General features: G+C 33.7%; 25 protein-coding genes. 20 read left to right on the top strand and 5 right to left on the bottom strand.

Annotated elements, in window-relative coordinates:
- Positions 1-140: 140 nt before the first annotated feature.
- Positions 141-1265 (bottom strand): NADH-dependent flavin oxidoreductase, encoded by a 1125-nt coding sequence (locus tag LC095_RS24865; RefSeq protein ID WP_226530643.1) that lies wholly within the window; start codon positions 1263-1265, stop codon positions 141-143.
- A 249-nt stretch (positions 1266-1514) separates the two neighbouring features.
- Between LC095_RS24865 and LC095_RS24860 the strand changes: the two genes are divergently transcribed.
- The 15 genes from LC095_RS24860 to LC095_RS24790 all read left to right on the top strand — a co-directional run bounded on the left by LC095_RS24860 (position 1515) and on the right by LC095_RS24790 (position 15020).
- On the top strand, positions 1515-1925 hold the full coding sequence (locus LC095_RS24860; RefSeq protein ID WP_264196194.1) for a MerR family transcriptional regulator: 411 nt from the start codon (positions 1515-1517) through the stop codon (positions 1923-1925).
- A 146-nt stretch (positions 1926-2071) separates the two neighbouring features.
- Positions 2072-2236: a hypothetical protein gene (locus LC095_RS24855; protein ID WP_226530641.1), complete on the top strand. Its 165-nt coding sequence runs from the start codon at positions 2072-2074 to the stop codon at positions 2234-2236.
- A 618-nt stretch (positions 2237-2854) separates the two neighbouring features.
- Positions 2855-4417, top strand: coding sequence for a metal ABC transporter solute-binding protein, Zn/Mn family (locus tag LC095_RS24850; RefSeq protein WP_226530640.1), 1563 nt, complete (start codon positions 2855-2857; stop codon positions 4415-4417).
- A 946-nt stretch (positions 4418-5363) separates the two neighbouring features.
- Positions 5364-6032 carry a DNA alkylation repair protein gene (locus LC095_RS24845; RefSeq protein ID WP_226530639.1) on the top strand — a complete coding sequence of 223 codons (669 nt, stop codon included), beginning with the start codon at positions 5364-5366 and terminating at the stop codon, positions 6030-6032.
- 431 nt (positions 6033-6463) lie between these two features.
- A complete protein-coding gene (locus LC095_RS24840; RefSeq protein ID WP_226530638.1) occupies positions 6464-7036 on the top strand; it encodes a hypothetical protein in 573 nt (190 codons plus the stop codon).
- Between the two features lie 102 nt (positions 7037-7138).
- Positions 7139-8278, top strand: a complete 1140-nt coding sequence (locus LC095_RS24835) for an FtsW/RodA/SpoVE family cell cycle protein (RefSeq protein ID WP_226530637.1) — start codon at positions 7139-7141, stop codon at positions 8276-8278.
- A 493-nt stretch (positions 8279-8771) separates the two neighbouring features.
- A complete protein-coding gene (locus LC095_RS24830; RefSeq protein ID WP_226530636.1) occupies positions 8772-9122 on the top strand; it encodes a PadR family transcriptional regulator in 351 nt (116 codons plus the stop codon).
- Complete coding sequence (locus tag LC095_RS24825; protein WP_226530635.1) at positions 9095-9862, top strand: VanZ family protein; 768 nt, start codon at positions 9095-9097, stop codon at positions 9860-9862. Before LC095_RS24830 ends, LC095_RS24825 begins: the two co-directional genes overlap by 28 nt.
- A gap of 217 nt (positions 9863-10079) precedes the next feature.
- On the top strand, positions 10080-10634 hold the full coding sequence (locus LC095_RS24820) for a CBO0543 family protein (RefSeq protein ID WP_226530634.1): 555 nt from the start codon (positions 10080-10082) through the stop codon (positions 10632-10634).
- 322 nt (positions 10635-10956) lie between these two features.
- Positions 10957-11859 (top strand): macrolide 2'-phosphotransferase, encoded by a 903-nt coding sequence (locus tag LC095_RS24815; protein ID WP_226530633.1) that lies wholly within the window; start codon positions 10957-10959, stop codon positions 11857-11859.
- Between the two features lie 276 nt (positions 11860-12135).
- Entirely contained in the window at positions 12136-12459 is a 324-nt protein-coding gene (locus LC095_RS24810) for a hypothetical protein (RefSeq protein ID WP_226530632.1), read from the top strand.
- Between the two features lie 270 nt (positions 12460-12729).
- On the top strand, positions 12730-12942 hold the full coding sequence (locus LC095_RS24805; protein WP_078433641.1) for a hypothetical protein: 213 nt from the start codon (positions 12730-12732) through the stop codon (positions 12940-12942).
- Positions 12943-13389: 447 nt separating this feature from the next.
- Complete coding sequence (locus LC095_RS24800) at positions 13390-13839, top strand: VOC family protein (protein ID WP_226530631.1); 450 nt, start codon at positions 13390-13392, stop codon at positions 13837-13839.
- Between the two features lie 169 nt (positions 13840-14008).
- Positions 14009-14623: a PH domain-containing protein gene (locus tag LC095_RS24795; protein ID WP_226530630.1), complete on the top strand. Its 615-nt coding sequence runs from the start codon at positions 14009-14011 to the stop codon at positions 14621-14623.
- A 187-nt stretch (positions 14624-14810) separates the two neighbouring features.
- Positions 14811-15020 carry a hypothetical protein gene (locus LC095_RS24790; protein ID WP_226530629.1) on the top strand — a complete coding sequence of 70 codons (210 nt, stop codon included), beginning with the start codon at positions 14811-14813 and terminating at the stop codon, positions 15018-15020.
- Between the two features lie 81 nt (positions 15021-15101).
- Here LC095_RS24790 and LC095_RS24785 read toward each other — a convergent pair whose 3' ends face one another.
- The gene (locus tag LC095_RS24785) at positions 15102-15536 is read right to left on the bottom strand and encodes an Rrf2 family transcriptional regulator (RefSeq protein ID WP_226530628.1); all 435 of its coding nucleotides are present in this window, start codon (positions 15534-15536) and stop codon (positions 15102-15104) included.
- Positions 15537-15739: 203 nt separating this feature from the next.
- Here LC095_RS24785 and LC095_RS24780 point away from each other — a divergent pair, with 203 nt between their 5' ends.
- A complete protein-coding gene (locus LC095_RS24780; RefSeq protein ID WP_226530627.1) occupies positions 15740-16603 on the top strand; it encodes an SDR family oxidoreductase in 864 nt (287 codons plus the stop codon).
- 310 nt (positions 16604-16913) lie between these two features.
- Here the strand turns inward: LC095_RS24780 and LC095_RS24775 are convergent, their stop codons facing one another.
- A complete protein-coding gene (locus LC095_RS24775; protein ID WP_226530626.1) occupies positions 16914-17375 on the bottom strand; it encodes a carboxymuconolactone decarboxylase family protein in 462 nt (153 codons plus the stop codon).
- A gap of 116 nt (positions 17376-17491) precedes the next feature.
- Entirely contained in the window at positions 17492-18358 is an 867-nt protein-coding gene (locus LC095_RS24770) for an RNA polymerase sigma-70 factor (protein ID WP_226530625.1), read from the bottom strand.
- A gap of 795 nt (positions 18359-19153) precedes the next feature.
- Here LC095_RS24770 and LC095_RS24765 point away from each other — a divergent pair.
- Entirely contained in the window at positions 19154-19627 is a 474-nt protein-coding gene (locus tag LC095_RS24765) for a DUF4825 domain-containing protein (protein ID WP_226530624.1), read from the top strand.
- Positions 19628-19716: 89 nt separating this feature from the next.
- Positions 19717-20517: an aminoglycoside phosphotransferase family protein gene (locus LC095_RS24760; protein WP_226530623.1), complete on the top strand. Its 801-nt coding sequence runs from the start codon at positions 19717-19719 to the stop codon at positions 20515-20517.
- Between the two features lie 223 nt (positions 20518-20740).
- Here LC095_RS24760 and LC095_RS24755 read toward each other — a convergent pair whose 3' ends face one another.
- Positions 20741-21082 carry a DoxX family protein gene (locus tag LC095_RS24755; RefSeq protein WP_226530622.1) on the bottom strand — a complete coding sequence of 114 codons (342 nt, stop codon included), beginning with the start codon at positions 21080-21082 and terminating at the stop codon, positions 20741-20743.
- A gap of 111 nt (positions 21083-21193) precedes the next feature.
- Between LC095_RS24755 and LC095_RS24750 the strand changes: the two genes are divergently transcribed.
- Together LC095_RS24750 and LC095_RS24745 are read left to right on the top strand one after the other, a co-directional pair.
- Complete coding sequence (locus LC095_RS24750) at positions 21194-21907, top strand: Crp/Fnr family transcriptional regulator (protein WP_226530621.1); 714 nt, start codon at positions 21194-21196, stop codon at positions 21905-21907.
- A 518-nt stretch (positions 21908-22425) separates the two neighbouring features.
- The gene (locus LC095_RS24745) at positions 22426-23202 is read left to right on the top strand and encodes a DUF3891 family protein (RefSeq protein WP_226530620.1); all 777 of its coding nucleotides are present in this window, start codon (positions 22426-22428) and stop codon (positions 23200-23202) included.
- Positions 23203-23324 lie beyond the last annotated feature (122 nt).

The following is a 23324-nucleotide window of genomic DNA, read 5'->3' as shown; positions in this document are numbered from 1 at the left end:
GTATTGAACATAAATATCACCCTCCCAATTAGTTATCTATATTATACCAAATTAACGCGGTGAAAAGTTAAAGTATTCAGATAAAAATAATAGGCTGCCGAGGTTTCTCGACAGCCTGAAAAGTAGCCCATAGGACTACTTTATTTTTTACCAATATTAAACCAACCTGGCATTGCTTGAATGACATTCCAAAGTTTTTCAGGAATATTAAGCTGGTCAAGTTTCGATACGTCCAACTCAGAAGCGACCTCGGCTTCACGTCCATTTGCGACCTTTTCAACCCAATCAGGATTCATAATTAACGCATGCCCAATGGCGATTAGTGGTAGTCCTAATTCCATAGTTTTAAGAGCATCATCTGGTGTTACTATGGAACCAGCAGCCAATACAGGTACCTTACTGTTGGCTTTTTCAAGAATCAATTCAAGGCGTGTTTTTTCGTCTTGACTATCTACTGGCTTTGAAGACACATTATCTAATGAAGCGTGTATATAATCTAAATTTTGTTCAACAAGGAAATCAATTAATTCATACGTGTCTTTCATACGTAATCCGTCCTCTTTAGAGGATTCTTCAGGGGAAAATCGATATCCTAAAATGAATGGTTTTGTAGCATGTTTTTCAATTACCTTTTTGATTTCTTCAATGATTGCCAATGGAAAACGTAATCGATTTTCTAGTGAACCTCCCCATTGGTCCGTCCGTTGATTGGTCGCTGGCGACCAGAAATTTTGAATTAAAAATCCATGAGCCCCATGAATTTCGACGCCATCAAATCCAGCTTCAATCGCTCGTCTCGTTGTGTCGCCAAAAGCACGAATAATCAACAAGATTTCCTCATGTGATAACTCTCTAGTTATTGAAGTTGAACCTAAATTAGTAACTTCGGGTTGCAATGCACTAGCACTAACTGCATCCAATTCAGGCAAGGCTTTATTACCTGCATGAAAAACTTGTAGAATGGCAGGGGAGCCTCCACTTTTCGCTGCATCAGCTAATTTTCGTAAACTTGGAGTAAATTCATTGTTGTATCCAGCAAATTCATTCGTAAAACCTTGCCCATTAGGTGTAACATGAGTACAACCTGTAATGACGAGTCCTACCCCATTTACTCTTTGTTTGTAATACTTTACCTCGTCATCCGAGATGGTAAGGTCGTCATTACTTGACCAGGTTGTCATAGGTGCCATGACGATTCTATTCTTAATTGTTATTCCACTTCTGAATGTGAAAGATTCAAATAACCTACTGTACTTTTGATTCATTTCTTTAACCTCTCTATCTACTATTTTTTTAATGTTGAGTTGAACTGACTACTAATTTATCCATTCTGAACCATCACAACGCTCTTATTTCAAGTTCTACTCTAGTGTAATTTGTTAACGTAAGGGTAAGTCAAGTATTAATTTTCATATGATTATACACAGTTTTGTTGTGTTTTTATTCTCCTTTGTGATACATTTAAGTTACAGTATCTGTAACTAAAAGGTGGGACAAGTAAAATGTTGTATTCGATGAAATATGTAGTGGAGAATTTAAATATATCTGCAAAATCACTTAGATTTTATGAAGAGCAAGGGATATTACCAAATATATCTCGTGATGAAAAAGGTCATAGAGTTTATAACGAACAACAAATAGATTGGCTTTCTTTTATTCGTTGTCTTAAAGAAACAGGAATGTCTCTTTCTAAGATAAAAGAATATAAGGAACTTTATGAATTGGGAAATCCTACCTTCTTGCAAAGAGAAGAAATGTTGATACAGCATAAATTGGAAGTGCAGAAGAAAATTGACGAAAGCTTAAAACACTTGGAAGAAATCAACTATAAAATAGCCATGTATGAACTTCAGAAAGAAGAGGTTAGGAAAAATCCTGATTATAACTTCAAATGTCACGGTCTGGAGATTAAGAATGTGAATTAATGTAATTACGCTAAACGGGATTGAATAATGATCTTCAGCAATAAAGCGTTGTTCTTGAATAAGGATATTCGCTTTTTTTATTATAAAGATTAAGTTTTCCTTTTTATATTAAACTTGTATAAAAGTGGTTTTAAGAGGTGGAAATAATGAAACGTGCAGTAGGAATATTTATTAGTTTTTCAGCAATACTAACATATCTAATTATAGATACCCTTTATTCTTCATTTTCAATTGAGGAGAGAATAACAAATCTCAATACGTGTGTTACGACAACAAAAGTTACATATATCTATCCTACGATGACTTCATAACAAAACTAGCTTATAGTAAATATTTGTTATCTTAGACAATCAAGCGTCATTCTTGAATAAGGATGTCGCTCTTTTTCATTTATAAGGCCATATTCTTGAATAAGAGAGGTTTTTATAATGGGAATGATTTAATGTGAGAAATGTGATGTAGTATTAATTATCCTTGTAAAATATGTCCTTTTATAAGGGACAGCTTTACCTTTTTTAATTAACCTTTTAATAAATAATAATATTGTTAGGACTCCTATATTTTGTATAAGAAGGATACACACCGGATGAGAGATATTCTTTCATCCGGTATTTTGCATTATTTGGTCCAGTTGTTCCGAAAATATTTTAGACGGTATTCCTTTTGTGTAAGTTCAGTGTATTGTTTGAACATTTTATTGAAATGACTCTGGGAAGAAAAACCTAGGTTATTATAAAGCGCTAATCTTGATAAGGGTGTGATTTCTTTTATCATGTTTTGTCTAGGATGTGTCTTCTAAAATATTTTGTACCGAATTTAACAACCTCTACACACCTGAACGAAATTGTCCTAAAAAGGAACTATTACTATTTACAAATCGTAATGATTACGATATATTGTTTTATGTGAAAATAAAGAGGAGGATACATATGAGAAAAATATGGATGGCTTTTCCTAGTTTATTGATTGTTTTATTCCTTACTGCATGTGGTGGAGACAATGCAAATAGAACTAGCGGTGAGGAGGAGGAATCTTCTTCAGCCGAACAGTTGAAAATTTATACAACGGTATATCCACTGCAGTTTTTTGCAGAACAGATTGCAGGCGAAGAAGCGGTGGTCGAATCGATTTTGCCCCCTGGTTCTGACTCACATACATACGAGCCGACTTCAAAAGAAATGATAAACATTGCAGAAGCAGATGCATTTATTTTTAATGGTGCGGGATTAGAGACTTATGCTGAAAAAATCGCAAATGCGGTTGAATCAGAAGATGTAAAAATCATCGAAGCTGCCGAGGGAATTGAGTTGAATGAGAGTGATCACGACCATGACCACGACCATGACCACGATCATGGAGATCAGGACCCGCACGTGTGGCTTGATCCAATTCGTTCTATTAAACTAGCCGAAAATGTAAAAGATATGTTAGTAGAGTTAAGGCCTGAAAAAGAAGAATTTTTTAATGAGAATTTCGAGTCACTAAAAGGGGAGCTTGAGGGACTTCATGAAGAATTCTCCACTCAATTGAAAGAGACGCCAGGCAATCACTTCATTGTCTCTCATGCAGCTTATGGTTATTGGGAGGAAGCATACGATGTACATCAAATTGCTGTCTCTGGCTTAAGCCCAACTGATGAGCCTTCACAAAAAGAGTTGGAGAATATTATTGAAACAGCCGATCAATATGGGTTACACTACGTCTTTTTCGAACAGAACATAACAACAAAAGTAGCGGATGTCGTCAGAGAAGAAATTGGCGCAGAATCCCTTCGACTTCATAATCTTTCCGTTTTAACAGAAGATGATATCGAAAATGAAGAGGACTATTTCACGTTAATGCGTCAGAATCTAACTCAATTGACGACTGCATTGGCAGATTCTGCTGCTGTGGAAGTTGATGATCACGATCATGATCATAGTCACGAGCACAACCATGAATTAGACGAAGAGGCACAAAAAATCCATGATGGATATTTCGAAGATGATCAAATTAAAGATCGTAAGTTATCCGACTGGGAAGGTGACTGGCAATCCGTCTACCCTTATTTACTTGATGGAACATTAGACGAAGTATTCGCCCATAAAGCAGAAGAGGGAGATATGACAGCTGAGGAATACAAAGAATACTATACAATCGGTTATAAAACAGCCGTGGATCGCATTATCATTGAGGGAGATACGTTTACCTTCTTTGAAGATGGCGAAAAGTCGTCAGGAAGCTACGTCTATGACGGATACGAAGTGCTGACCTATGAAAAAGGAAACCGAGGAGTGCGGTACATTTTCAAACTTTCTGAAGAACAGGAAGGAAAAATGCCAGCCTATATCCAGTTCAGTGATCACAGCATCGAGCCAACCGATGCACATCACTATCACTTATATTGGGGAGATGACCGGGAAGCACTGCTTGAAGAAGTTACCAACTGGCCGACTTATTACTTCTCTGATCTAAGCGGTGAGGAAGTCGCTGAAGAAATGATGATGCATTGATTAGCAACCTTAAGATAAATCAATACAATAACGATTTTAGTCATCTATCCGGTGCCCCTATCCTTTGGGGTACCGGATATTTTTTGTGAAATACGGCACTGTTGAACAGTAGGGGTGTGCTGTGCAGCAATGGTACCCCCTTTTGGCAGCTTCTTAACTTCGGGTGAAATATTTATTAATACAACTGGAAATGAGTAGTTAAACGTCTTAATTTCTTGATAATACTGGGATTGAGGCGTTTTTTAGTGTGCAGAAACTAAGGATATGCGTTATTAACACCTCTAGAGGAATGATACATCAGATTCTAAACATATCTCTTTCTTCCGCATACTGACCCGATTGTGGAAGATCTCTGTTAAGTATGCAGTAGACACATATTGCGCAATAAATATGATGATTATTAGGTGACTTTGTGAAAAAATGTCCTTAAGCTAACGGGCAAGTTTAGTGGAAGAAGTTGGTTATTAGAGATAGAATTAATGAATAAAGAAATGGGGAGTTTTGTGAAGGAATAATTGGGGGTACAGTTTTTACTTCTTGATTTTAGGTGTCATTGCTTTTTTTACAGGAGAAATTATAACCTTTATAATGCTTGGCTTTATATTATTAAGCCTAAATAATATAAACAACACACTGAAAACGATATACAAAGTTAATCAGCAAGATAAATTAGATTCAGAAGATTAGTTATTCTTATTGAAGTAACGGGGCTTTTCTATAAAAAGGAATGCTCTTTTCGTATCTAATTAATAGGAAGTAAATGTTATTATTATATTAAAGATGGTTGCTCTTATATTATAATTGGAAAAAAGCTTTGCTACATTATTAAAAAAGGTAAACTTTGGAGGTACACCACTGCAATAAGACTTATAACAAAATTAAGATCTTGATATATCCCGTCAAGGACATATTATGAAACGGTGCTTTACTAAAGGAGTTGTATAAAATGGATGAAAAAAAAGATACAGAAATAAAACGCTCTTCAAAAGCAGAAAACATTCTATCTCAGATCAATAGTAAAACTAAGCTAGGCGACTTACGAAAAATCGCGAAGGACATTAAAAAAGACCACGAACTAGCTATGGAACTTTGGTCAACCGAAGAGTTTTTGCCCAGACTATTAGCAATCTTAATTATGGACAAAAAACTTCTTTCACAAGATGTGCTAAATAATCTGGATAAGGATATGCAGATTCACACTTTTAATGAGCGAAATAACTTAATGGATTGGTTAATGGCGAATCAGCTCACCAAAGACAAGAAAAAAATTGCATTGATGGAATCATGGGAAAATAGTCCTTCTGCTCTTCAAAGGCGAACTTTCTGGTATTATCAAGCGCGATTGAGATGGACTGGACAAACACCGCCTGATAACACGGCAGACTTGCTATCTGCAATAGAAGCTAATATAACGCAGGAAGAACCGGAAGTTCAATGGGCTATGAATTTCACCGCAGGCTGGATAGGCGTTTATGATGAAAAGAATCGTGCACGTTGTATTAAACTTGGTGAGATAACGGGTCTTTACAAAGATGAAATGGTAGCAAAAGGATGTACTCCCAACTATTTGCCGGAGTTCATTACGATTGAAGTTAACAAACGACATAATAATTAGTTACCTCTGAAAAATTTATTAGGGTTTAATGCAATATTCAAAGCCTCAATATGAAAATTGTAATAGGCTTGGACCGAAAAATAAGTTTTGGCAGCTAGTTAGTAAAATATGCGAGGAAGATGTAAAGGATTCACCCATATCTCTTTTTGAACTGTAGAGAACTTATCTTTAAGAAGAACAACTTTCCAGCTGCGTAGTAAAACGATACTATACAATTAAAAATGCTATTCAACAAGCGAGTGCTTATCTTAAATAAAGGTAAGTGCTTTTTTATTTTTATGGCCAGACTGGCGAAGATCCCAGTAGAATGAATTGAAGGTTGTGAAGGGGTACCTTAAACTATCAAGAGTTAAATTTGATAAGTAATAACATTTTTGGATAATTATGTTAAAATTTAAAGTGTATTAAAAAGAAATAAAAAGGAGTTTCATATGACACAAAACAAATGGAAGTTTGGTTGCTTTTCTATTATATTCGGATATTTGTACGGGCTACTGTATCTTGGTTACATCCTATTTATTATTCTTGCACAGTCTTCGTATAGTATGATAAGTGTTCCTGCTATTCTCCTACCATTTATTTTATTTCTATTAACTATACTAATTATATGGAAACGAGTCGATATAAAAAATGATAGGAAAGCAAAGGAGAATCTTAACTTTATCATTATTATGGGTACTATACCTTTTTTCATCTGTGCAGTCATGTTAGGGATAAATGAATATAAAACGAATTTCACAACAGAAAAATGGGTTGAAAATATGTCTGACAGAGTGTACATGGTAGATGATTTAATAAGCACATATGATTTGAAAGGAAAGACTAAAAGTGAAGTTATGACATTACTAGGTCCACCAACTGACACAGAATATTTTAAAAATGACAAAAATATTGTTTATTATCTTGGAAATGAAAGAGGCATTATTTCTATTGACAGTGAATGGTTAGTAATTGATTTTGACAATAGTGATAAAGTAAAGGAATATGTTGTGCGAACAGATTAATAGTTTGTGTGAATGATATCGCTAAATGAATCTTCTAGAGTAAATAATTTTTAGTATCCGATTTTCTTTTAAAGGAAACATAATTATCAAGGAGTTTAATGAATGGAAAATCATAGAAATAATAATTTTGATTACAGTTTAATTTTACTATTAATACTTTTCTTCCTCGTTAGCTGTATAGCTATATATAATGCACAGATCATAGGGGAATTAACCGAGAATTTTCTTGTTAAACAGATAATTTGGTACATAATAGGTGGTTTTATAATTATTGGTGTAATGTACTTTGATATGGAACAAATCCAAAAACTTAGGTGGTACATATATTCGTTTTCAATACTTCTTTTAGTATTTTTGATAATAGCTCCTGAATCAATTGCGAGGGAGATAAATGGTGCTAAAAGCTGGTTTACACTACCTGGCATATCTTTTCAATCTTCTGAAATCACAAAGATATCTTTAATTATATCCCTTAGTTATATTATTAAGAAATCAAGTCATGCAAATGCTAGTATTAAAGATGATCTATCCCTATTAGTAAAAATGACTATTACCACCATGATACCTATCATATTAATAATGCAGCAACCAGACCTTGGTACGTCATTAGTTCTAATTTCTATTTATTGTGGATTAGTTTTTATATCAGGGATATCATGGAAAATTATTACTCCGGTATTTTTAAGTATTAGTATAATAGGTGGAGCTTTGATCTATTTAATAATCTATCAACCCGATATTATTTCTTCATTTGGGATTAAAAAGTATCAATTAGGTAGGATCTATGCGTGGTTAGACCCAGAAACTTATAGACAAGGAGAAGGCTATCATTTATATCAATCTTTATTAGGAATTGGCTCTGGTCAATTACATGGAATTACAGATAATCCGGTCCATATACCTGAAAGTCACACTGATTTCATTTTTAGTGTCATTGCCAATAGGTTTGGATTTTATGGTGCAGCAATTGTAATTTCTTTATATTTTTTATTAATTTATAGAATAGTTAAACTTTCATTAGATATAAAAGATCAATATTCTTCATACATATGTATTGGGGTTATTACCATGATTACTTTTCACGCATTCCAAAATATTGGTATGACTATTGGATTACTTCCCATTACCGGAATACCACTTCCTTTAATAAGCTATGGTGGAAGTTCTATGATAGGGAATATGTTAGCTCTAGGATTAGTGTTAAGCATTAGCTTTAGAAACAAAATATATATGTTTGATTAAATCATGAAAAAATGCAACATTTATACAGTGTTACTAATTGCCAAATACGAAATTTTTACATAAGGCATCTTTTTTAAAGAAGGATCTTTTTTTCGCGAGTGTAGAAATATAGTTTCAACTTATGTCAATTGTTGAATTTCGAGTCACAAACGAAGCGCAAGAACGGAAAAGTATAAATGGAAGTAATAAACTATCTATAAAAGGTGCAAAAAAGGGAGAAGAATCTTGGTGTTTATTATAGCTATCAGTCTTGTAATAATAGCAATAAGTTGCTTATCAATTGACGGAAAGTTGAAAAAAAACAACGAACAAAACGATGAAATCATTGAACTATTAAAGAAAGACAAAGGAAAATAGTTTTACTTAAATAATCAGTTTCATCAATTAGGCGCATTCTTGAATAAGGACTGTGCTTATCATTTGAAAGTACTCTTGTTATTCGATGTACATTGTAATACAATGGACTTGAAAAAGTTACCAGGAGGACGTTTATATGGACAAAGAAATTATGAAGGGAAGTATCGATATTTTAATCCTTTCTCTTCTTTCTAAAAAAGAAATGTACGGATATGAGATTGTTAAAACATTAAAAGAAAATAGTAACGACCTCTATAATATGAGCGAAGGAACATTATACCCAGCTTTAAAAAGATTAGAAAAAAAAGAGTGGATTGAATCTTATTGGGAAGATTCCCAGTATGGGGGCAGAAGAAAATATTACAAGATCATTGATAGTGGTAAGAAAGAACTAAGTAGAAAACTAGGAGAATGGAAAAAAGTTAATGAACTAATCAAAGTTAGCTCGGAGGGATTAATATGGGGAAAAGCATTGAAGATTACGTAAAAAATTTAGTCAAAGATTTGAAGTGTGATGAAAAAGAGAGACTTGAGATAGAAGAAGAATTTCTTGACCACTTGGGTATGTTAAAAGAGGAATACAAAATGGAGGGCTTTAGTGAAACTGTGGCAATAGAAAAGGCTATTGAATCCTTCGGAAAAGAGTCTAAAATTCGAAAAGGAATGCAAGATTCATTGGTACCTTTCTATAAGTTTGTTCATTTTGGCATATGGTGCTTATTTTTATGGTATACATATGTTCTGTTATCAGAACTTCTTATCAAACGCATACTAACTGATTTACGTAATATACCACTCGGAGATGGTCATTCCAATTTTATGCCCTACCTTCGTAGTGATATTAGCATCTTTGATAAATATGTGTTTAGTTTAAATACGAACTTTATCCCCCTTAAGAATATTAGTCATTACATTCTAAATCATAACAACTTCAATCTGGATATTGTGTTGTACAATACTCTAGGACAAATCTTGGCATTTTTACCACTAGGTATATTCTTATCACTACTGTTAAAGCAACTAAAGCTATTAAGAAAACTTCAAATCATAGTAGTGGCTGCATCAACGATTGAAATTTCACAATACATCTTGAAAGCAGGGCAGTTTGATGTTGATGACATTCTTCTTTATACAATGGGAGGTCTAGTAGGAATCTTGTTGTGTAATTTAATTTCACAGATCTTATTTTCAATTGGGAAACTCAAAGAGAAGTTACAATATGATTGATAAGTTACTTATGAAACCAGCAAATATAAATATATATTCTTCAACTGTAGAGCGCTGTTCTTGTATAAGAATGGTGCTTTTTTATCCTTTTAAAAAGAGGATAGATAACTATATGAGCATTGGTTGAAGATTTTTGAATAATTACCAAGATTCTAGAAAAAAATATCTTTTATATGGTGATAATTAGATGGAGTACTTATAAAAGGAACTAGATATGATGATTCCAGAAGAAGCTGCAAAAAAAATAGATGATGTATATAAGGAGTTAGTCAAGGTTGATCAAAAAGATCATGATATATGGTTTGAATATGTGTTTTTATCTTGGCAATGGTGGTTTTGTATCTTCCTCTCAATTATTCCCTGGATTTTATGGTGGAAATATAGAAAAAAGGAGTCTACACATCGTTTATTATATGGAGCATTTTTTATCATGTTCATTTCAATATTTCTAGATTCTTTAGGTTCAGAATTGGGGTATTGGGATTACCGATATGAACCACTGCCTTTCTTGCCATCTTTCGTACCTTGGGATCTAAGTCTTCTTCCTATAACTTTTCTAATTTTTGTGCAAATAAAGCCAACTATTTCTCCGATTTTAAAAGCGGTTCTCTACGCAATTTTTTGCTCTTTTGTAGGGGAACCTTTTTTTGAATGGCTTGGATTTTATCAATCATTAAAATGGAACCATTTGTATTCATTTCCTATCCATATGGTAATATTTCTAATTGGGTATTTCCTTGTTACTGGAAAGAATTTTGAGGAGTTAAAATAAAGATGAGGCAATAATTATTTTTCTGGTACCCATCGGATTAATAGGAAAGAATCTTTTTTAAACTGACCATTCATAAAAAATCTGTTTTTGTCATTCTACAATCCAGCTCTATTCTTGAATAAGGTATGCGCTCTTTATCATATGATCTATTAGAAAGGGAAAAAGCGGTTAATACGACTGCTTTTTTTGTGTTCTAAAAAGACATTTGGTTGAGGAAAAGGAGTAAAGAAAATGATGTCGAATACCTATTTATTGTGAAATTTCACACTTTATCTTCCACAAACATGCGCATGACCTTAAATTTTGAGTAGGAAGTGATAAAATGAGTAACTCGAAAAAAACAGTTTTAGAGATTGCTGCTAGACAGGGGCTGTTCCTAAATCCTGATTCCTTAGAATTTAATGAATCAGGCCTGGACTTTCAAGTCGTATTCGCTGTTGATCAGCAAGAAAAAGAGTGGGTATTACGCTTACCTAGACGTGAAGATGTTATGCCAAGAACAAAGGAAGAGAAAAAAGCACTAGACTTGGTAGCTGAGCACACTACTGTTTTTGAGGCACCGTTTTGGTCAATTTATTCAGACGAGTTAATTGCTTATAAGAAGTTAACTGGAGTTCCTGCGGGGACAATTGATCACGAGATACAAAATTACGTGTGGGTACTTGATATTAACAATGTGCCAGATTGTTTTTACAAGACACTTGGAAAAGCACTTGTAGCTTTGCATCATGTTCCTATAGAAAAGGCGAAGAATGTTGGGTTAACCGTTCAAACACCTGAAGAAGCAAGACAATCAATGAAAGAAAGAATGAATGCTGTGAACAATAAAATCGGAGTAGGGGATTCGCTGTGGGCCAGATGGCAGTCATGGATAAGTAATGATGAAATGTGGCCAAAGAAAACAGGACTCATTCACGGCGATGTTCATGCAGGTCATATTCTGATTGATCAAGTAGGAAACGTAACTGGTTTGATTGATTGGACTGAAGCAAAGGTGTCTGATGTATCGAATGATTTCGTCGTACTTTATAGGACATTTGGTGAAGAGGGGCTCAAATTATTACTCAATGCCTACAAAGAAGCAGGGGGATATGTTTGGCCGAAAATGAAAGAACATATTATTGAATTAGAAGCGGCATATCCTGTTGCAATCGCAGAATTTGCATTTGTATCAGGTAGTGAAGAGTACTTGAATATGGCAAAACAAGCGTTAGAACTAACATGAGGAAAAAAGTTAAGACCAACTAAGGGTAAGTTAGATATATTATATTCAATGAAGAAAGTGAAATCCAAAAAGGACCATCGTAAAAGTAGAAGCGCCATTCTAGAATAAGGGAAGGTGCTTATTTCTGTTTAGGTTCAAATTAATCTAGTAATTGAGAAATGAAAGTTTGAAATGGTCAACATGCAAGATCGTTTAATAAGTAACATGGAGAATTTATGAAACATTTATTTTTTTATCCGTATAATTATTAATGTCTTAAACAGTGGAGGTGTCATTTTGGAGACCAATGTCCAAACGTCTCGAAACGTCAAAATTGTAACCAAAAAAGAAATAAGTATGAGAAAATTACTAAATATGATAGGTATATTCATTTTTTGTGGGTTAGTATTAAGTAATGTGACAAATCCACTCCCTTCTAGTGATGACACGAAAGAGTTTTTGCTTTTTATTGGTGGAAGTGCGATTATCTATACCCTTTTAGTGAACATCTATTTCATAGGACAGATAGGGAAAAAGGTTGTTTTTACAATTCTTATTTTATTAGGTTGCTTTAGTATATTTATGGCTTTTTATCTTGCAAATAATTCAATACCACACTAATAACTAAACTATATTGTATTATTATCATCGTTAAAGTAACGGGAGTTTATTTTCAATCGTGAACTCAACAATCTGAGCCCGAGTGTTGAAGATGACATGTCACATACTATCTAACTAGACTAAGTTAAATATTGATCCAATTGGATAAAAGTGTACAGTGTAAAGAAATTCCCTATTATGTTTAGTTTATTTATTAATATTGTATTATAATTGATTGTAAAGTACTGTTAAAGCTTATAAAGTATTTTTAACGATAAAGGAGATATCACAATGTCAAATCATGAAAATAATAACGAACAAAATACACAACCAACAGAAAAGAAAAAGGTTAGCTTACAGGAGTTAATGAAACAACAACTTGCAAATAAAAAACAAGCTCAACAAAATGGAAAACAGGCAAATAAAGGATTAGCTCAAAATCAAAAGATGAAAAGTCAGCAAGCCAAAAAAACTAGTAATACACGTAGGAAAATGGGAAGCTAATAAAATTATATTGGATCAAACACACCGTATTGATGATACAATCACACGGTGTTTTCTATTTTTTAAAGTTTACTCAAGGTGAAGTTTTTTTTACTATAGACGAGTTCGTAAGGAAAAAGGAATTTAATGAAAGTAGTAGAAATATGATATAAACAGTGATTTTTAACAAGGTGTAATCGCTCTCTAATTAACGGTTGAACCAACGACAGTAGTTTTTGAATCAGATACCTGAGCCATTATGTATCAAGTGGAATTACAGGTCGACCAAAAGGGGCATAATGGTATATGACATACCCAAAAACCTGATTTCACATTTTACAATACTGAAACTTTTTTTATTATTCTGAACTATGACAATGTGTTTTTTGTTTGAAATTTGTAACTCTTCAATACAATAATTATGAAGGTGATCAAATAATAAATTTTTACAGATAAGGAGATAAAACTGTGGAAAAAAACAAATTACTAAGAATGGACAATGTCGGTATCGTTGTAGAATCCCTTGATGACGCAATCTCTTTCTTTGAGGAGATTGGCTTGAAACTCGAAGGGCGAGCCACTGTCGAAGGTGAATGGGCTGGTCGAGTAACCGGATTGGGTAGTCAATGCGTAGAGATCGCTATGATGGTTACCCCGGATGGCCACAGCCGACTTGAACTTTCGAAATTTCTCTCCCCACCTACTATATCAGATCACCGGACTGCTCCTGTAAATGCCCTTGGTTATCTTCGCGTCATGTTCACCGTTGAAGACATTGATGAAATGGTATCCAGACTCACTAGGTATGGTGCTCAGCTCGTTGGTGATGTGGTTCAGTACGAGGACTCGTATCGGCTCTGCTACATTCGTGGAATCGAAGGACTTCTTATTGGTTTGGCGGAACAACTCGGTAACTAATAAGTAAGTGACGTTTTATAAAAATCCTTTACTGAAGCATATATTTCATTGGTTTAGCTATTCATTTATTTTTTTCGGAGTTGTGGCCAGTCAAAAAGAGTGTTCCAATTTCTAGTCCTTGTTGTTATAATTTAGGAGTTCTTCAACATATTTGAGAGGAAGGGATAAAATGTTTAAAAAAATTGCTGCAGACGCGTTAGGCTTGTCTGATATTGGGACAATAATCCAGCCTTCGGACTTTGATAAAACGGATGCTGATGATTATGTTATGCATGAAGATCAGGAGAAAATTTACTTTCTAATAAAAACAAAGGCGGATGAATATTGCTTTACTAATCTAGCGATTATCCATGTAGATGGTACTAGTGCGGCTTCCTCTAAAAGAACGTTAAAACGTTATCCATATTCTCAGCATAAAATATCAGGGGTAATGCTTGAAACAGCAGGAAAACTTGATATGGATGTCGAAATTAAATTCAACATTGGTAATGAAAGAATTGATATTGATGTGAGAAAAGATCAAATCGAACAATTAAAAGATCTTTATAAAGCACTCCTTCAAATTTCAGAAATTACCTATGAAAATGGAATAACCTTAGACTTTGCATCTCAAAGTTTAGATAAAGCTGTGTCGGTGTTACAAAATGCTAGAACAGATGATAACAATTTAGCAGATACATACAAAGGATTAACAGAATTCAGTTTTCAATGGTTAACTTCAGCTCGTGAAAAATACCATGAGAAAGATTTTGGAGCAATATTTGAGAAATATATAAATAACTAATTGAGGATTTACAAGCGATTAAATAATAAAAACGAAATTGTAGTTCAATAACAATATTCACCAATCAAGTACGAGAGTTGAAGATATAATTTTATATTATTTCTAATTTAGCTAGTTAGATGCTTTTTCACTTCGATATCATATCGAACAGTTTTTAAGAGAGGGAGGAAACTCCCTATTATTCTTGATGATTCTACATCTTGTAAAATATCTATTAACACAACTGAAAATGAGTGAAAAACGTCTTAATCCCTTGATAGTACTGGGATTGAGACGTTTTTTATTATATCCGGAACTAACGATAAGTGTTATTAACACATCTAGAAGAAGAGAAGTGCCGGATTCTATTCATATCTCTATCTTTATCAATCAGGCAAGATTGTGGAACAACAACTAAGAACTGTGAAGCAATCAACTTAAACTACGGGCATGTTAGTTTAAGTTGAAAGAGAAAAGACATTCCTTCGGAATGCCTTTTCTAACAGATCTTTTCTTTAGTAGCAATGTCTCTCACAACATCTTCTAAAGTAACATTTCTTAAAACCTTCTCCATTGCCAATTGTGCTGCTGTGAATAATGGTTCAATTGTATTTTGGATGTTCCTACCTACGGGACAATCAGGATGTGGACGTTCATGTATGCTAAACAACTCATTTTCCTGTACAACATTCACTGCCTTATATACGTCGAACAAAGTGATACATGATCGTTCCTTTGCAAGTTTTGCACCTGCAATTCCTGGGTGTACCTCTATCAAACCAGCCTTTTTTAGCATTCCCATTAGTTTTCTTATAACGGCTGGGTTCGTGTTAACACTCGTAGCTAAAAATTCAGAAGAAGTTACTTCTTTTTTATTTAATTCAATTAGCGCCAATATATGAATTCCTACTGCAAATCGACTACTGATGGACATATTCAGTCACCACCCTTATTAACTAATCCTTATATTATTTTATATCTTCATCATGTAATTATATTGATTACAAGTTTATTATACCAAAATACGAACAAAATAATATATATTATTATACATGTTGACAAATTGATTACATGTAACTAAAATGAATACATGTAATAGGTATTGTTACAGATGATATTTAACTGGAGGGAATATTAATGAAAATTTTAGTTACTGGAGCAACAGGAAAATTAGGTTCAAAAGTTGTAGAATCATTATTGAAATCCGTACCTGCAAGTAATTTGGTGGTGAGTGTCCGAAATCCAGAGAAAGCAGAGGAACTTCGTAATCGTGGACTGGAAGTTCGTCAAGGTGATTTTGACCATCCTGAAACATTAAATAGTGCTTTTAAAGGGATTGACCGATTATTAATTATTTCTGCCGATGGTGACAATGAAACAAGAATCCAACAACATGCTAATGCAGTCCAAGCAGCTGAACGTTCAGGGGTAAGATTTATTGCTTACACAAGTATAGCCAATGCAACAGTAAGTAAAAATTTAATGGCTCCACCTCATGTTGCAACAGAAGCAGCCATCATTAAAACAGGTATCCCATATTCTTTCTTACGTAACAATTGGTATTTGGAAAACGAAATTGGAAGCATTCAAGGTGCTATTACAGGAGCTCCATGGGTAACTTCTGCTGGAGAAGGTAAAGTAGGTTGGGCGCTGCAACAAGATTATGCAGATGCTGCAGCAGCAGTTCTTGTTGGAAACGGTCACGAAAATACAGTGTATGAACTTTCTGGTCCACTTTTAACTCAAGAAGAATTGGCATCTGCTCTTGGTAATGTATTGGATAAAGAAATACCTGTCCAACAAGTTAGTGACCAAAAATATGCAGAGATCATGAAAGGATTAGGGTTGCCTGATTTTGTGATTCCGATTGTAGTAGGAATTCAAGAAAGCATTCGGAATGGTTCACTAGAAGTTGAAAGCAATGATTTTGAGAAAGTTCTTGGTCGTCCAGTTACTCCAATTAACGAAGCACTAAACAAACTTGTTAATGTCATTTCATAAACAAAATGTTTTTGCAAATCTGTTATCCTAAAAGGAAATTAATTATATGCAACGCATAGAAAAGGCAAAAAAAAAATATCTGAAGCAGAATACACTTGTTTTGTTGCGAAATGGGTCAAATCAAAAAAATCGGACTAACCTTATACTATGAGCGGGTGCTTTAATTTAATCGTGATCTTCAGAAATATAAGCGCCATTCTTGCATAAAGATGTCACTCTTTTTCATTTATAAGGCCATTTTGTGGAATAAAAAGCTAAGCGAAAAAATCCCTCGTATCCATTCTAAATACAAGGGATTTTTTTGGTGAAATTACTTTTCTGTTGCAGGTTTGTAGTGTCCGGGTATGCTTTGGGATGAAATAGCCAATCGATTCCAGCTGTTGATCGTGTTGATTATGGTAACAAGATCGATAAATTGTTTTTCATCAAAATGAAAGCGAACCCGCTCATACAGATCATCTGGTACACCGTTTGCGGAAATATTTGTAACTGCCTCGGTTAATTCTAGTGCTACTCTTTCCTCTTCAAGATAAAATGGTGACTCTCTCCAACCGCTCAAACAGTAAATTCTTTGTTCGGTTTCACCAATTGCTCTGGCATCTTTTGTATGCATATCTAAGCAGTACGCACATCCGTTAATTTGGGAGGCACGAATTTTAATCAATTCAATTAATTTGCGATGAAATCCTGTTGTTTTTTTGTAGTCCTCCAGTTGTCTCATTAATCGGACAATTTCCTGATTTGTCTGCATATAGTTTATACGTTGCTTCATGTCTATCTCCTCCATATAATTTTTTAGGGTTTCACTATTATGACAATATAGAGGATTAATTTGTGACATAAGAAAAAAATAATGAGAGCCGAACAATAGCTCTCAGTTTATCCGTATTAAGGAATAAGGATGTGTTTTAATTTATCTGGGTTACTGACTATAAAGATTTTCCGGATATTTCTTTGCTCTGAATCTAACTCAAAACAAATCACTTTGGTAGGCTGCCCATCTTTTACTTGCAAGATTCCTCTTTGACCATTGACCATTACCGGAAGAAGTCCTCCTATGAAACTTCCTTTAGCAGAAATTCCTTTAAGGAAGGCAGATACACGCTGTTTATTTACAATTGGATTTAATGCAGAAATCACTTTGCCTCCACCATCAGTAACAAGTACAACATCGTCTGTAAGAATATCAATAAATCCCTCGAAATTTCGGGTCATCGATGCTTTTATAAATGTTTTTGCCAGGAGATCAACATGTTCAGTATTCTCCGGATAGACAGGCATATCATTCTTTAATTTCCGCTTAGTGCGGCTATAAATTTTTCTACAATTCACCTCAGTCTTTTCCAGTATCCTAGCAATATCCCCATAGTCATAAGCAAATGCTTCTCTAAGAACGAACACTGCTCTTTCAACAGGTGATAGTTGATCCAGCAAAACGAGAAACGCATAAGAAACTGTTTCATCTATTAAAACCTTATCTAAAGGCTGCTCTGTTTGGTGTACCCGAGGCTCCGGCAACCAAGGGTCTGTATAAATTTCTCTTCTCTTACGGGACGAATTTAAAAAGTTTAGACAGCGATTCGTCGTCACTTTCGCAAGATATGCCTTCATGTCCTTAATTTGGTCAGTCTCAAGCTTAAGCTGCAGGAATAAATCATGAACAATATCTTCTGCGTCGGAAACTGATCCAAGCATCCGGTATGCAATGGAAAAGAGAAATGGTTGATATGTCTTATATAATTTAGCTAACTCCATACTTACTTCACCTATTTTCTATTACATTTATCCACTAGTTTATACGATTGGTAGATTAAGGACCTTGTCAAAATACTTAAAAATAACATGGATAAAAATTTATTTTCACTGGCAATTTTGTAATCCTGGGATATTCATAGAACGTAAAAAAGATTTAGGTACTGTGATTGATCAGAATTAGACTCTAAGCCGTTTGTGTTAAGACAATAAAATCATTTTTGAACAAAATACTAGTTAACAGAAGTTCTTAAATTATTCAAGAATTTGGCGCTTATCTTGAATATAAGGTAAGTTTTTTTTCGTGTTAGGACCAGATTGGAGAAGATAAAAACAGATTTGTAAAGTATTGAAACATTTATTAATATAAAAACGTATTAAGTAGTAATGGTGCATTAAAAAGAAAAATTTAGATGAAGTTTAATTTTGTAGGAGTTGACGTATTATTTTAGACACCTTATTTGGTATTTTAATTATTTTGTTCATACTGGGAATATGCTTTTTAATGATTTTTTGGGGGTTAAAATCAATCTATAATACTACAATTAAGTCAAAGAAGAACAGTGATGCAGAGTTAATAAAGGAATTATATTCTTTAAAAGAACGAGTAGAGTTGCTCGAAAGAAAATTAGATAACAAATAAAAGTAATATACACTAATTTGTTATTCAAGTAACGGGTTAGTTCAATAATAATCTTCAACAAACGAAGCGCGTTTCAGAAATTAGATGCGTTTTTTATTTACTCTTAACTTATGCATTTTCATGATAAAATTCACAATAGAAGGAAGCTTGCTAATGTGGGATATATATTGCGAAAAGTAAAAAGGTTAATGTTTTCAGCTTTACTATTAATATTCATAAATGGATGTAACGTCAGTAATGAAGATATTTTTCAATATAACGATTCATATATTGGTGATAACAATGCGGTTTCACACATTTTAAGTTATTTACCAAGCAGTGAACATTTAAAAGGGTTTGAACTTAAAACTAAGGAAGAACCTTATGGAATAAACATAAATTATAATGTAGAAATAGAACAAGATTACGAAGAAACAGTGATATACAATGGTACATTTTTATTGTCATTAATCCAAAATGTTGACTCGATAAAGTTTAATTTTGGCGATTTAGAATATAACATAACGAAGGAAAGACTAGAAGAATGGTATGAAAGAGATTTGAATGAATTTACCAATGAAGAAGAGTTGAAAAATTTCGTTCAAGAACAATTGGAAAATGAAAGCAAGGTAAAACTGATCTTCGAATAAAGTACTGTAAGACATTACTAGGATCTTCAACAATATAAGCGCGATTGTTTAGTAACCAGGTAGAACATGCTTTTAGGGAGGAGTATTTTATGAAAATTGGTCAACTCCTTGGAGTAGGAAATACCGCAAGTGTCTATGAATGGGGAAAATCTGAAGTTATAAAGATTTTCCATGATTTTAAGAGTGCAATGTATGAAGTAACAAAGGAAGCTCAAAATGCCAAAATAATAAATAAGCTAAATGTAAGGGCACCTAGATTTTCTAAGATTATGGAGTATGAGGGAAAGACGTGTCTTATCTATGAAAAGGTAGAAGGTCCCACGATGCTCAATTACATAGAACCAACGAGATTTTCTGTGTCTTATAATGCTAAGCTATTAGCACAAATCCACTTTGAAATACATCAGGTTAAGATCGATGTTAACTCAAATTTGAAGACCGAATTATCAAAGAGCATTACTAACACTGAGGTAATCACGGAATCAGAGAGAAAAATTGTTCTCAGAATTCTTGAGACATTGCCTGAAGGAAAAGTTCTATGCCATTATGACTTCCACCCTGGAAACATCATTCTTTCTCCTAATGGACCTATTATTATCGATTGGCTGAACACTTTGGTTGGACATCAACTCGCAGATGTTACAAGAACATACATGATGATTAACTCTAATGCATTACCTCCCAATGCTCCTTCTTGGTTAACGGAGAGGAAATATCGTGATCTATTCGGTAAAGAGTATTTAGATGAATACTCTAACCTTTCAGGCATTGACCGAATTCCTCTTGATGAATGGCTTGTACCAATATTCGCATCTCGAATAAGAGAGTTAAAGGGCAAAGATCAGTTGGAAATAATAAATAATCTAAAATCAGCTATAAAGGAACAATGAGTTTTGCTACCTTATACTACCTGATTTCACTAACGGAAACGTCGTGAATTTAAGAATGAGGCCGATTACAGTTATTCCAATATAGGGCGTTGTTCTTGAATAAGGATAGTCGTTTTTTATTTATTAGACCATCTAGTTGAATAATTAAATCCCAATCTCTCATTTATGATCACTGAGAGATTGGGATCATATTCAAACTATTTTGTATTTATTTTAACACGTACTAAAATATGATGATCACGATAGACAGGATAAGCATTACGATAGCATTAACTGCCATAATCGGTTTATGTTTTGCTCTTATGAAGTGAGCGTGTAGGGCACCAAGCATTAGAACCGTATATAGGACCCCTGAAAATTTTAAGTATTCTGGAATCCAAAATCCAATGATCAATCCAATCACACCCACTAACTCTAACAAGATAATTACATTCATGAACCACATTGGATACCGATATTCATTCCAATGGTGAACCATTGATTTTGTACGTAACAATTTCATCGAAATTGATAGTACAAAGATACTAACTAAAATGATTTGAATAAGTATAATTACTGCCCCCATGCCGTTTCCCCCTCTAGTATAATAGATGAAGTTACACCTATATATAATTTTAAGTTGTTTAGTTCATAAAATATGTAGTTTAGACTACATGGCGGAAATAGGGGGGGTTACATGGACAAGATCAAATATTTGTCAAGAATACAACTGTTTAGTGGGTTGGAATTAGAAGAAATAAATAAAATTGAACCAGTCGCGCCCATTAATGTTATAAAAAAAGGAACGATTATTGCTTCTCCACATATGAATCAAAAGATCTTGTATTTAATCAAATCGGGCAAAGTCCGTTTATATAAATTATCTGAAAGTGGTAAGGAGCTTACAATAGATGTATTAGGAACTGGTCATGTATTTGGTGAGATTGGTTCATTTACTACTGGTTCTGAAAATATGTACGCGGAAACGTGGGAGGATTCCGTTATTTGCACGATAGATAAAGGTAAGTTTGAAAAAGTAATGCTCGATCAGCCAAGTGTTTCCTTGAAGTTTATCGAAATGTTATCCAACCGTTTAAAAGAAGTAGAAGAGTTACTAGAATATATGGCATACAGTAGTGTTCGAAAACGCCTCTTATTTTTATTAAATAAACTAGTAGTAAAGTTTGGGAGGGAATTGCCTAGTGGCGATCCGAAGGAAAAAGATTGGATTCAACTCGAAATTTCAATAACACATCAAGAATTAGCAATGATGATGGGCAGTATTCGAGAAACAGTGACAGCACTTCTAAATGATTTGACAGCAGAAGGAATTGTTCGTAAGGTAGGAAACCGTAAACCGATTAAGATTAATTTTGCTCGTTTAAAAAAGGCGTTAGAAGAGGAAAGTTAAAAATAAGGTGGATTTGTAGGTTGGAGAATACTGAGTGTTATTACAAGTGAATTCATTTAATAAAATTGTAGGAGAAATTGGATACATAGGTAATTACTAATTGTAATTCTATTTTTATCTATTACTTTCATTTGGGGAACCTTATCGTTGATCCGTAAACTAGTATGGCTGTTACAAAAGTTTTTTTATCCGAGAATGATCTTCAACAATCGAGCGCTGTTCTTGAGCAAGGAAATGTGCTTATTTTAGTATAGGGCCAGATTCCTAACATGCTAAAGAGTTAATTTAATTATATTTTAAAAACCACTAGATAGTGTCAGGAAAATTGTTTTTCCGTGAAATTCACAAAAGCTACGTGATGATTTTGCTATGTACAAAAGATCAATTATTTCTAACTTTTTTTGAGACAGGTAAGCAAATCAGTCGGAAGTTGTAAAAAATATCATTACATTGACAGAAGATAAAGTATTCTTATTGGTGGTAAAGTAGGGTAAAGCATTTCTAAGGAGGGGATATGATTGATTATTAATGAACGAGAAAGTGAGTTTGTAATAATAGAGCAACATAACCATGCTGTTTTATCAGGTGATCTCTTTAGCTATTTGCAAGAAGAATTTTTTACAGGAATGGAACTCAAACAAGATATTCTTTTTGCCACCCAATATCATGATTGCGCATGGATAGGGCTAGATGCTGCACCTCTTTGGGATGATAAAAAAAATTCCCCATACTCATTTATTCATTTACCTTCATCACTTAAACTTCCGCATTATAGATATGGGATTGACTGGATTGAACAACGAAACAAGTATGCTGCATTGCTTTGTAGTCGACACTATTCATCTTTTTTTAGCAACAGTAAGAGTGAAGATGAGATTAAATATTTACAATATGAAAAGACACGGCAGAAGAGATTATGTCTAGAATTGGATATAGCAATGGAGGATAGTAATATTCATCTTGAGATATTAAAATTCTTGGATAACTTATCAATATATATTTGCATGAATGAACCAGGTGTGCCAAAAAGTGATGAAATTCCTTGGTATCAAAATGGCTTTGAAGGTACAGAACTCTTTTCAGTTGAGAAAAGTGATAGAATTGTAGCATATTGGCTTAATGAAGGGTATATCGGCTTAACTCCCTTTCCTTTTACACAGGCATTCGAAGTAACTGTGCCAACAAAAATAGTAAACAAATGTGATATTAAAGAAAAAGGAATTATTGAAGCCTATAAAGATATACCCTCAGTATTTCGCACCTTTAAAATAGGTCCAATGGGTTCAACTAGTTAAGAACGATTCTACAATCAAGCATTAATTTTCAACAATCGAGCGCTTATCTTCAATAAAGATAAGTGTTTTTTCGTGTTAATGAGCAGATTCGAAAATATCACTCTAAAAGACATATTAGATGT

The sequence above is a fragment of the Metabacillus niabensis genome (assembly GCF_020524345.1).
GTDB classification, from domain to species: domain Bacteria; phylum Bacillota; class Bacilli; order Bacillales; family Bacillaceae; genus Metabacillus; species Metabacillus niabensis_B.
The sequence above is the reverse complement of the archived record's forward strand: the minus strand, read 5'-3'. Positions and strand labels throughout refer to the sequence as shown.

What these genes read in the sequence shown, in the direction of transcription:
- LC095_RS24840 (WP_226530638.1), top strand. Translation starts at nt 6,464, where the DNA reads ATGACACAAAACAAATGGAAGTTTGGTTGCTTTTCTATTATATTCGGA.
- LC095_RS24750 (WP_226530621.1), top strand. Translation starts at nt 21,194, where the DNA reads ATGGACAAGATCAAATATTTGTCAAGAATACAACTGTTTAGTGGGTTG.
- LC095_RS24805 (WP_078433641.1), top strand. Translation starts at nt 12,730, where the DNA reads ATGTCAAATCATGAAAATAATAACGAACAAAATACACAACCAACAGAA.
- LC095_RS24785 (WP_226530628.1), bottom strand. Translation starts at nt 15,536, where the DNA reads ATGTCCATCAGTAGTCGATTTGCAGTAGGAATTCATATATTGGCGCTA.
- LC095_RS24845 (WP_226530639.1), top strand. Translation starts at nt 5,364, where the DNA reads ATGGATGAAAAAAAAGATACAGAAATAAAACGCTCTTCAAAAGCAGAA.
- LC095_RS24835 (WP_226530637.1), top strand. Translation starts at nt 7,139, where the DNA reads ATGGAAAATCATAGAAATAATAATTTTGATTACAGTTTAATTTTACTA.
- LC095_RS24850 (WP_226530640.1), top strand. Translation starts at nt 2,855, where the DNA reads ATGAGAAAAATATGGATGGCTTTTCCTAGTTTATTGATTGTTTTATTC.
- LC095_RS24755 (WP_226530622.1), bottom strand. Translation starts at nt 21,082, where the DNA reads ATGGGGGCAGTAATTATACTTATTCAAATCATTTTAGTTAGTATCTTT.
- LC095_RS24760 (WP_226530623.1), top strand. Translation starts at nt 19,717, where the DNA reads ATGAAAATTGGTCAACTCCTTGGAGTAGGAAATACCGCAAGTGTCTAT.
- LC095_RS24830 (WP_226530636.1), top strand. Translation starts at nt 8,772, where the DNA reads ATGGACAAAGAAATTATGAAGGGAAGTATCGATATTTTAATCCTTTCT.
- LC095_RS24775 (WP_226530626.1), bottom strand. Translation starts at nt 17,375, where the DNA reads ATGAAGCAACGTATAAACTATATGCAGACAAATCAGGAAATTGTCCGA.
- LC095_RS24855 (WP_226530641.1), top strand. Translation starts at nt 2,072, where the DNA reads ATGAAACGTGCAGTAGGAATATTTATTAGTTTTTCAGCAATACTAACA.
- LC095_RS24825 (WP_226530635.1), top strand. Translation starts at nt 9,095, where the DNA reads ATGGGGAAAAGCATTGAAGATTACGTAAAAAATTTAGTCAAAGATTTG.
- LC095_RS24780 (WP_226530627.1), top strand. Translation starts at nt 15,740, where the DNA reads ATGAAAATTTTAGTTACTGGAGCAACAGGAAAATTAGGTTCAAAAGTT.
- LC095_RS24770 (WP_226530625.1), bottom strand. Translation starts at nt 18,358, where the DNA reads ATGGAGTTAGCTAAATTATATAAGACATATCAACCATTTCTCTTTTCC.
- LC095_RS24820 (WP_226530634.1), top strand. Translation starts at nt 10,080, where the DNA reads ATGATTCCAGAAGAAGCTGCAAAAAAAATAGATGATGTATATAAGGAG.
- LC095_RS24790 (WP_226530629.1), top strand. Translation starts at nt 14,811, where the DNA reads ATGATTCTACATCTTGTAAAATATCTATTAACACAACTGAAAATGAGT.
- LC095_RS24795 (WP_226530630.1), top strand. Translation starts at nt 14,009, where the DNA reads ATGTTTAAAAAAATTGCTGCAGACGCGTTAGGCTTGTCTGATATTGGG.
- LC095_RS24865 (WP_226530643.1), bottom strand. Translation starts at nt 1,265, where the DNA reads ATGAATCAAAAGTACAGTAGGTTATTTGAATCTTTCACATTCAGAAGT.
- LC095_RS24860 (WP_264196194.1), top strand. Translation starts at nt 1,515, where the DNA reads ATGAAATATGTAGTGGAGAATTTAAATATATCTGCAAAATCACTTAGA.
- LC095_RS24815 (WP_226530633.1), top strand. Translation starts at nt 10,957, where the DNA reads ATGAGTAACTCGAAAAAAACAGTTTTAGAGATTGCTGCTAGACAGGGG.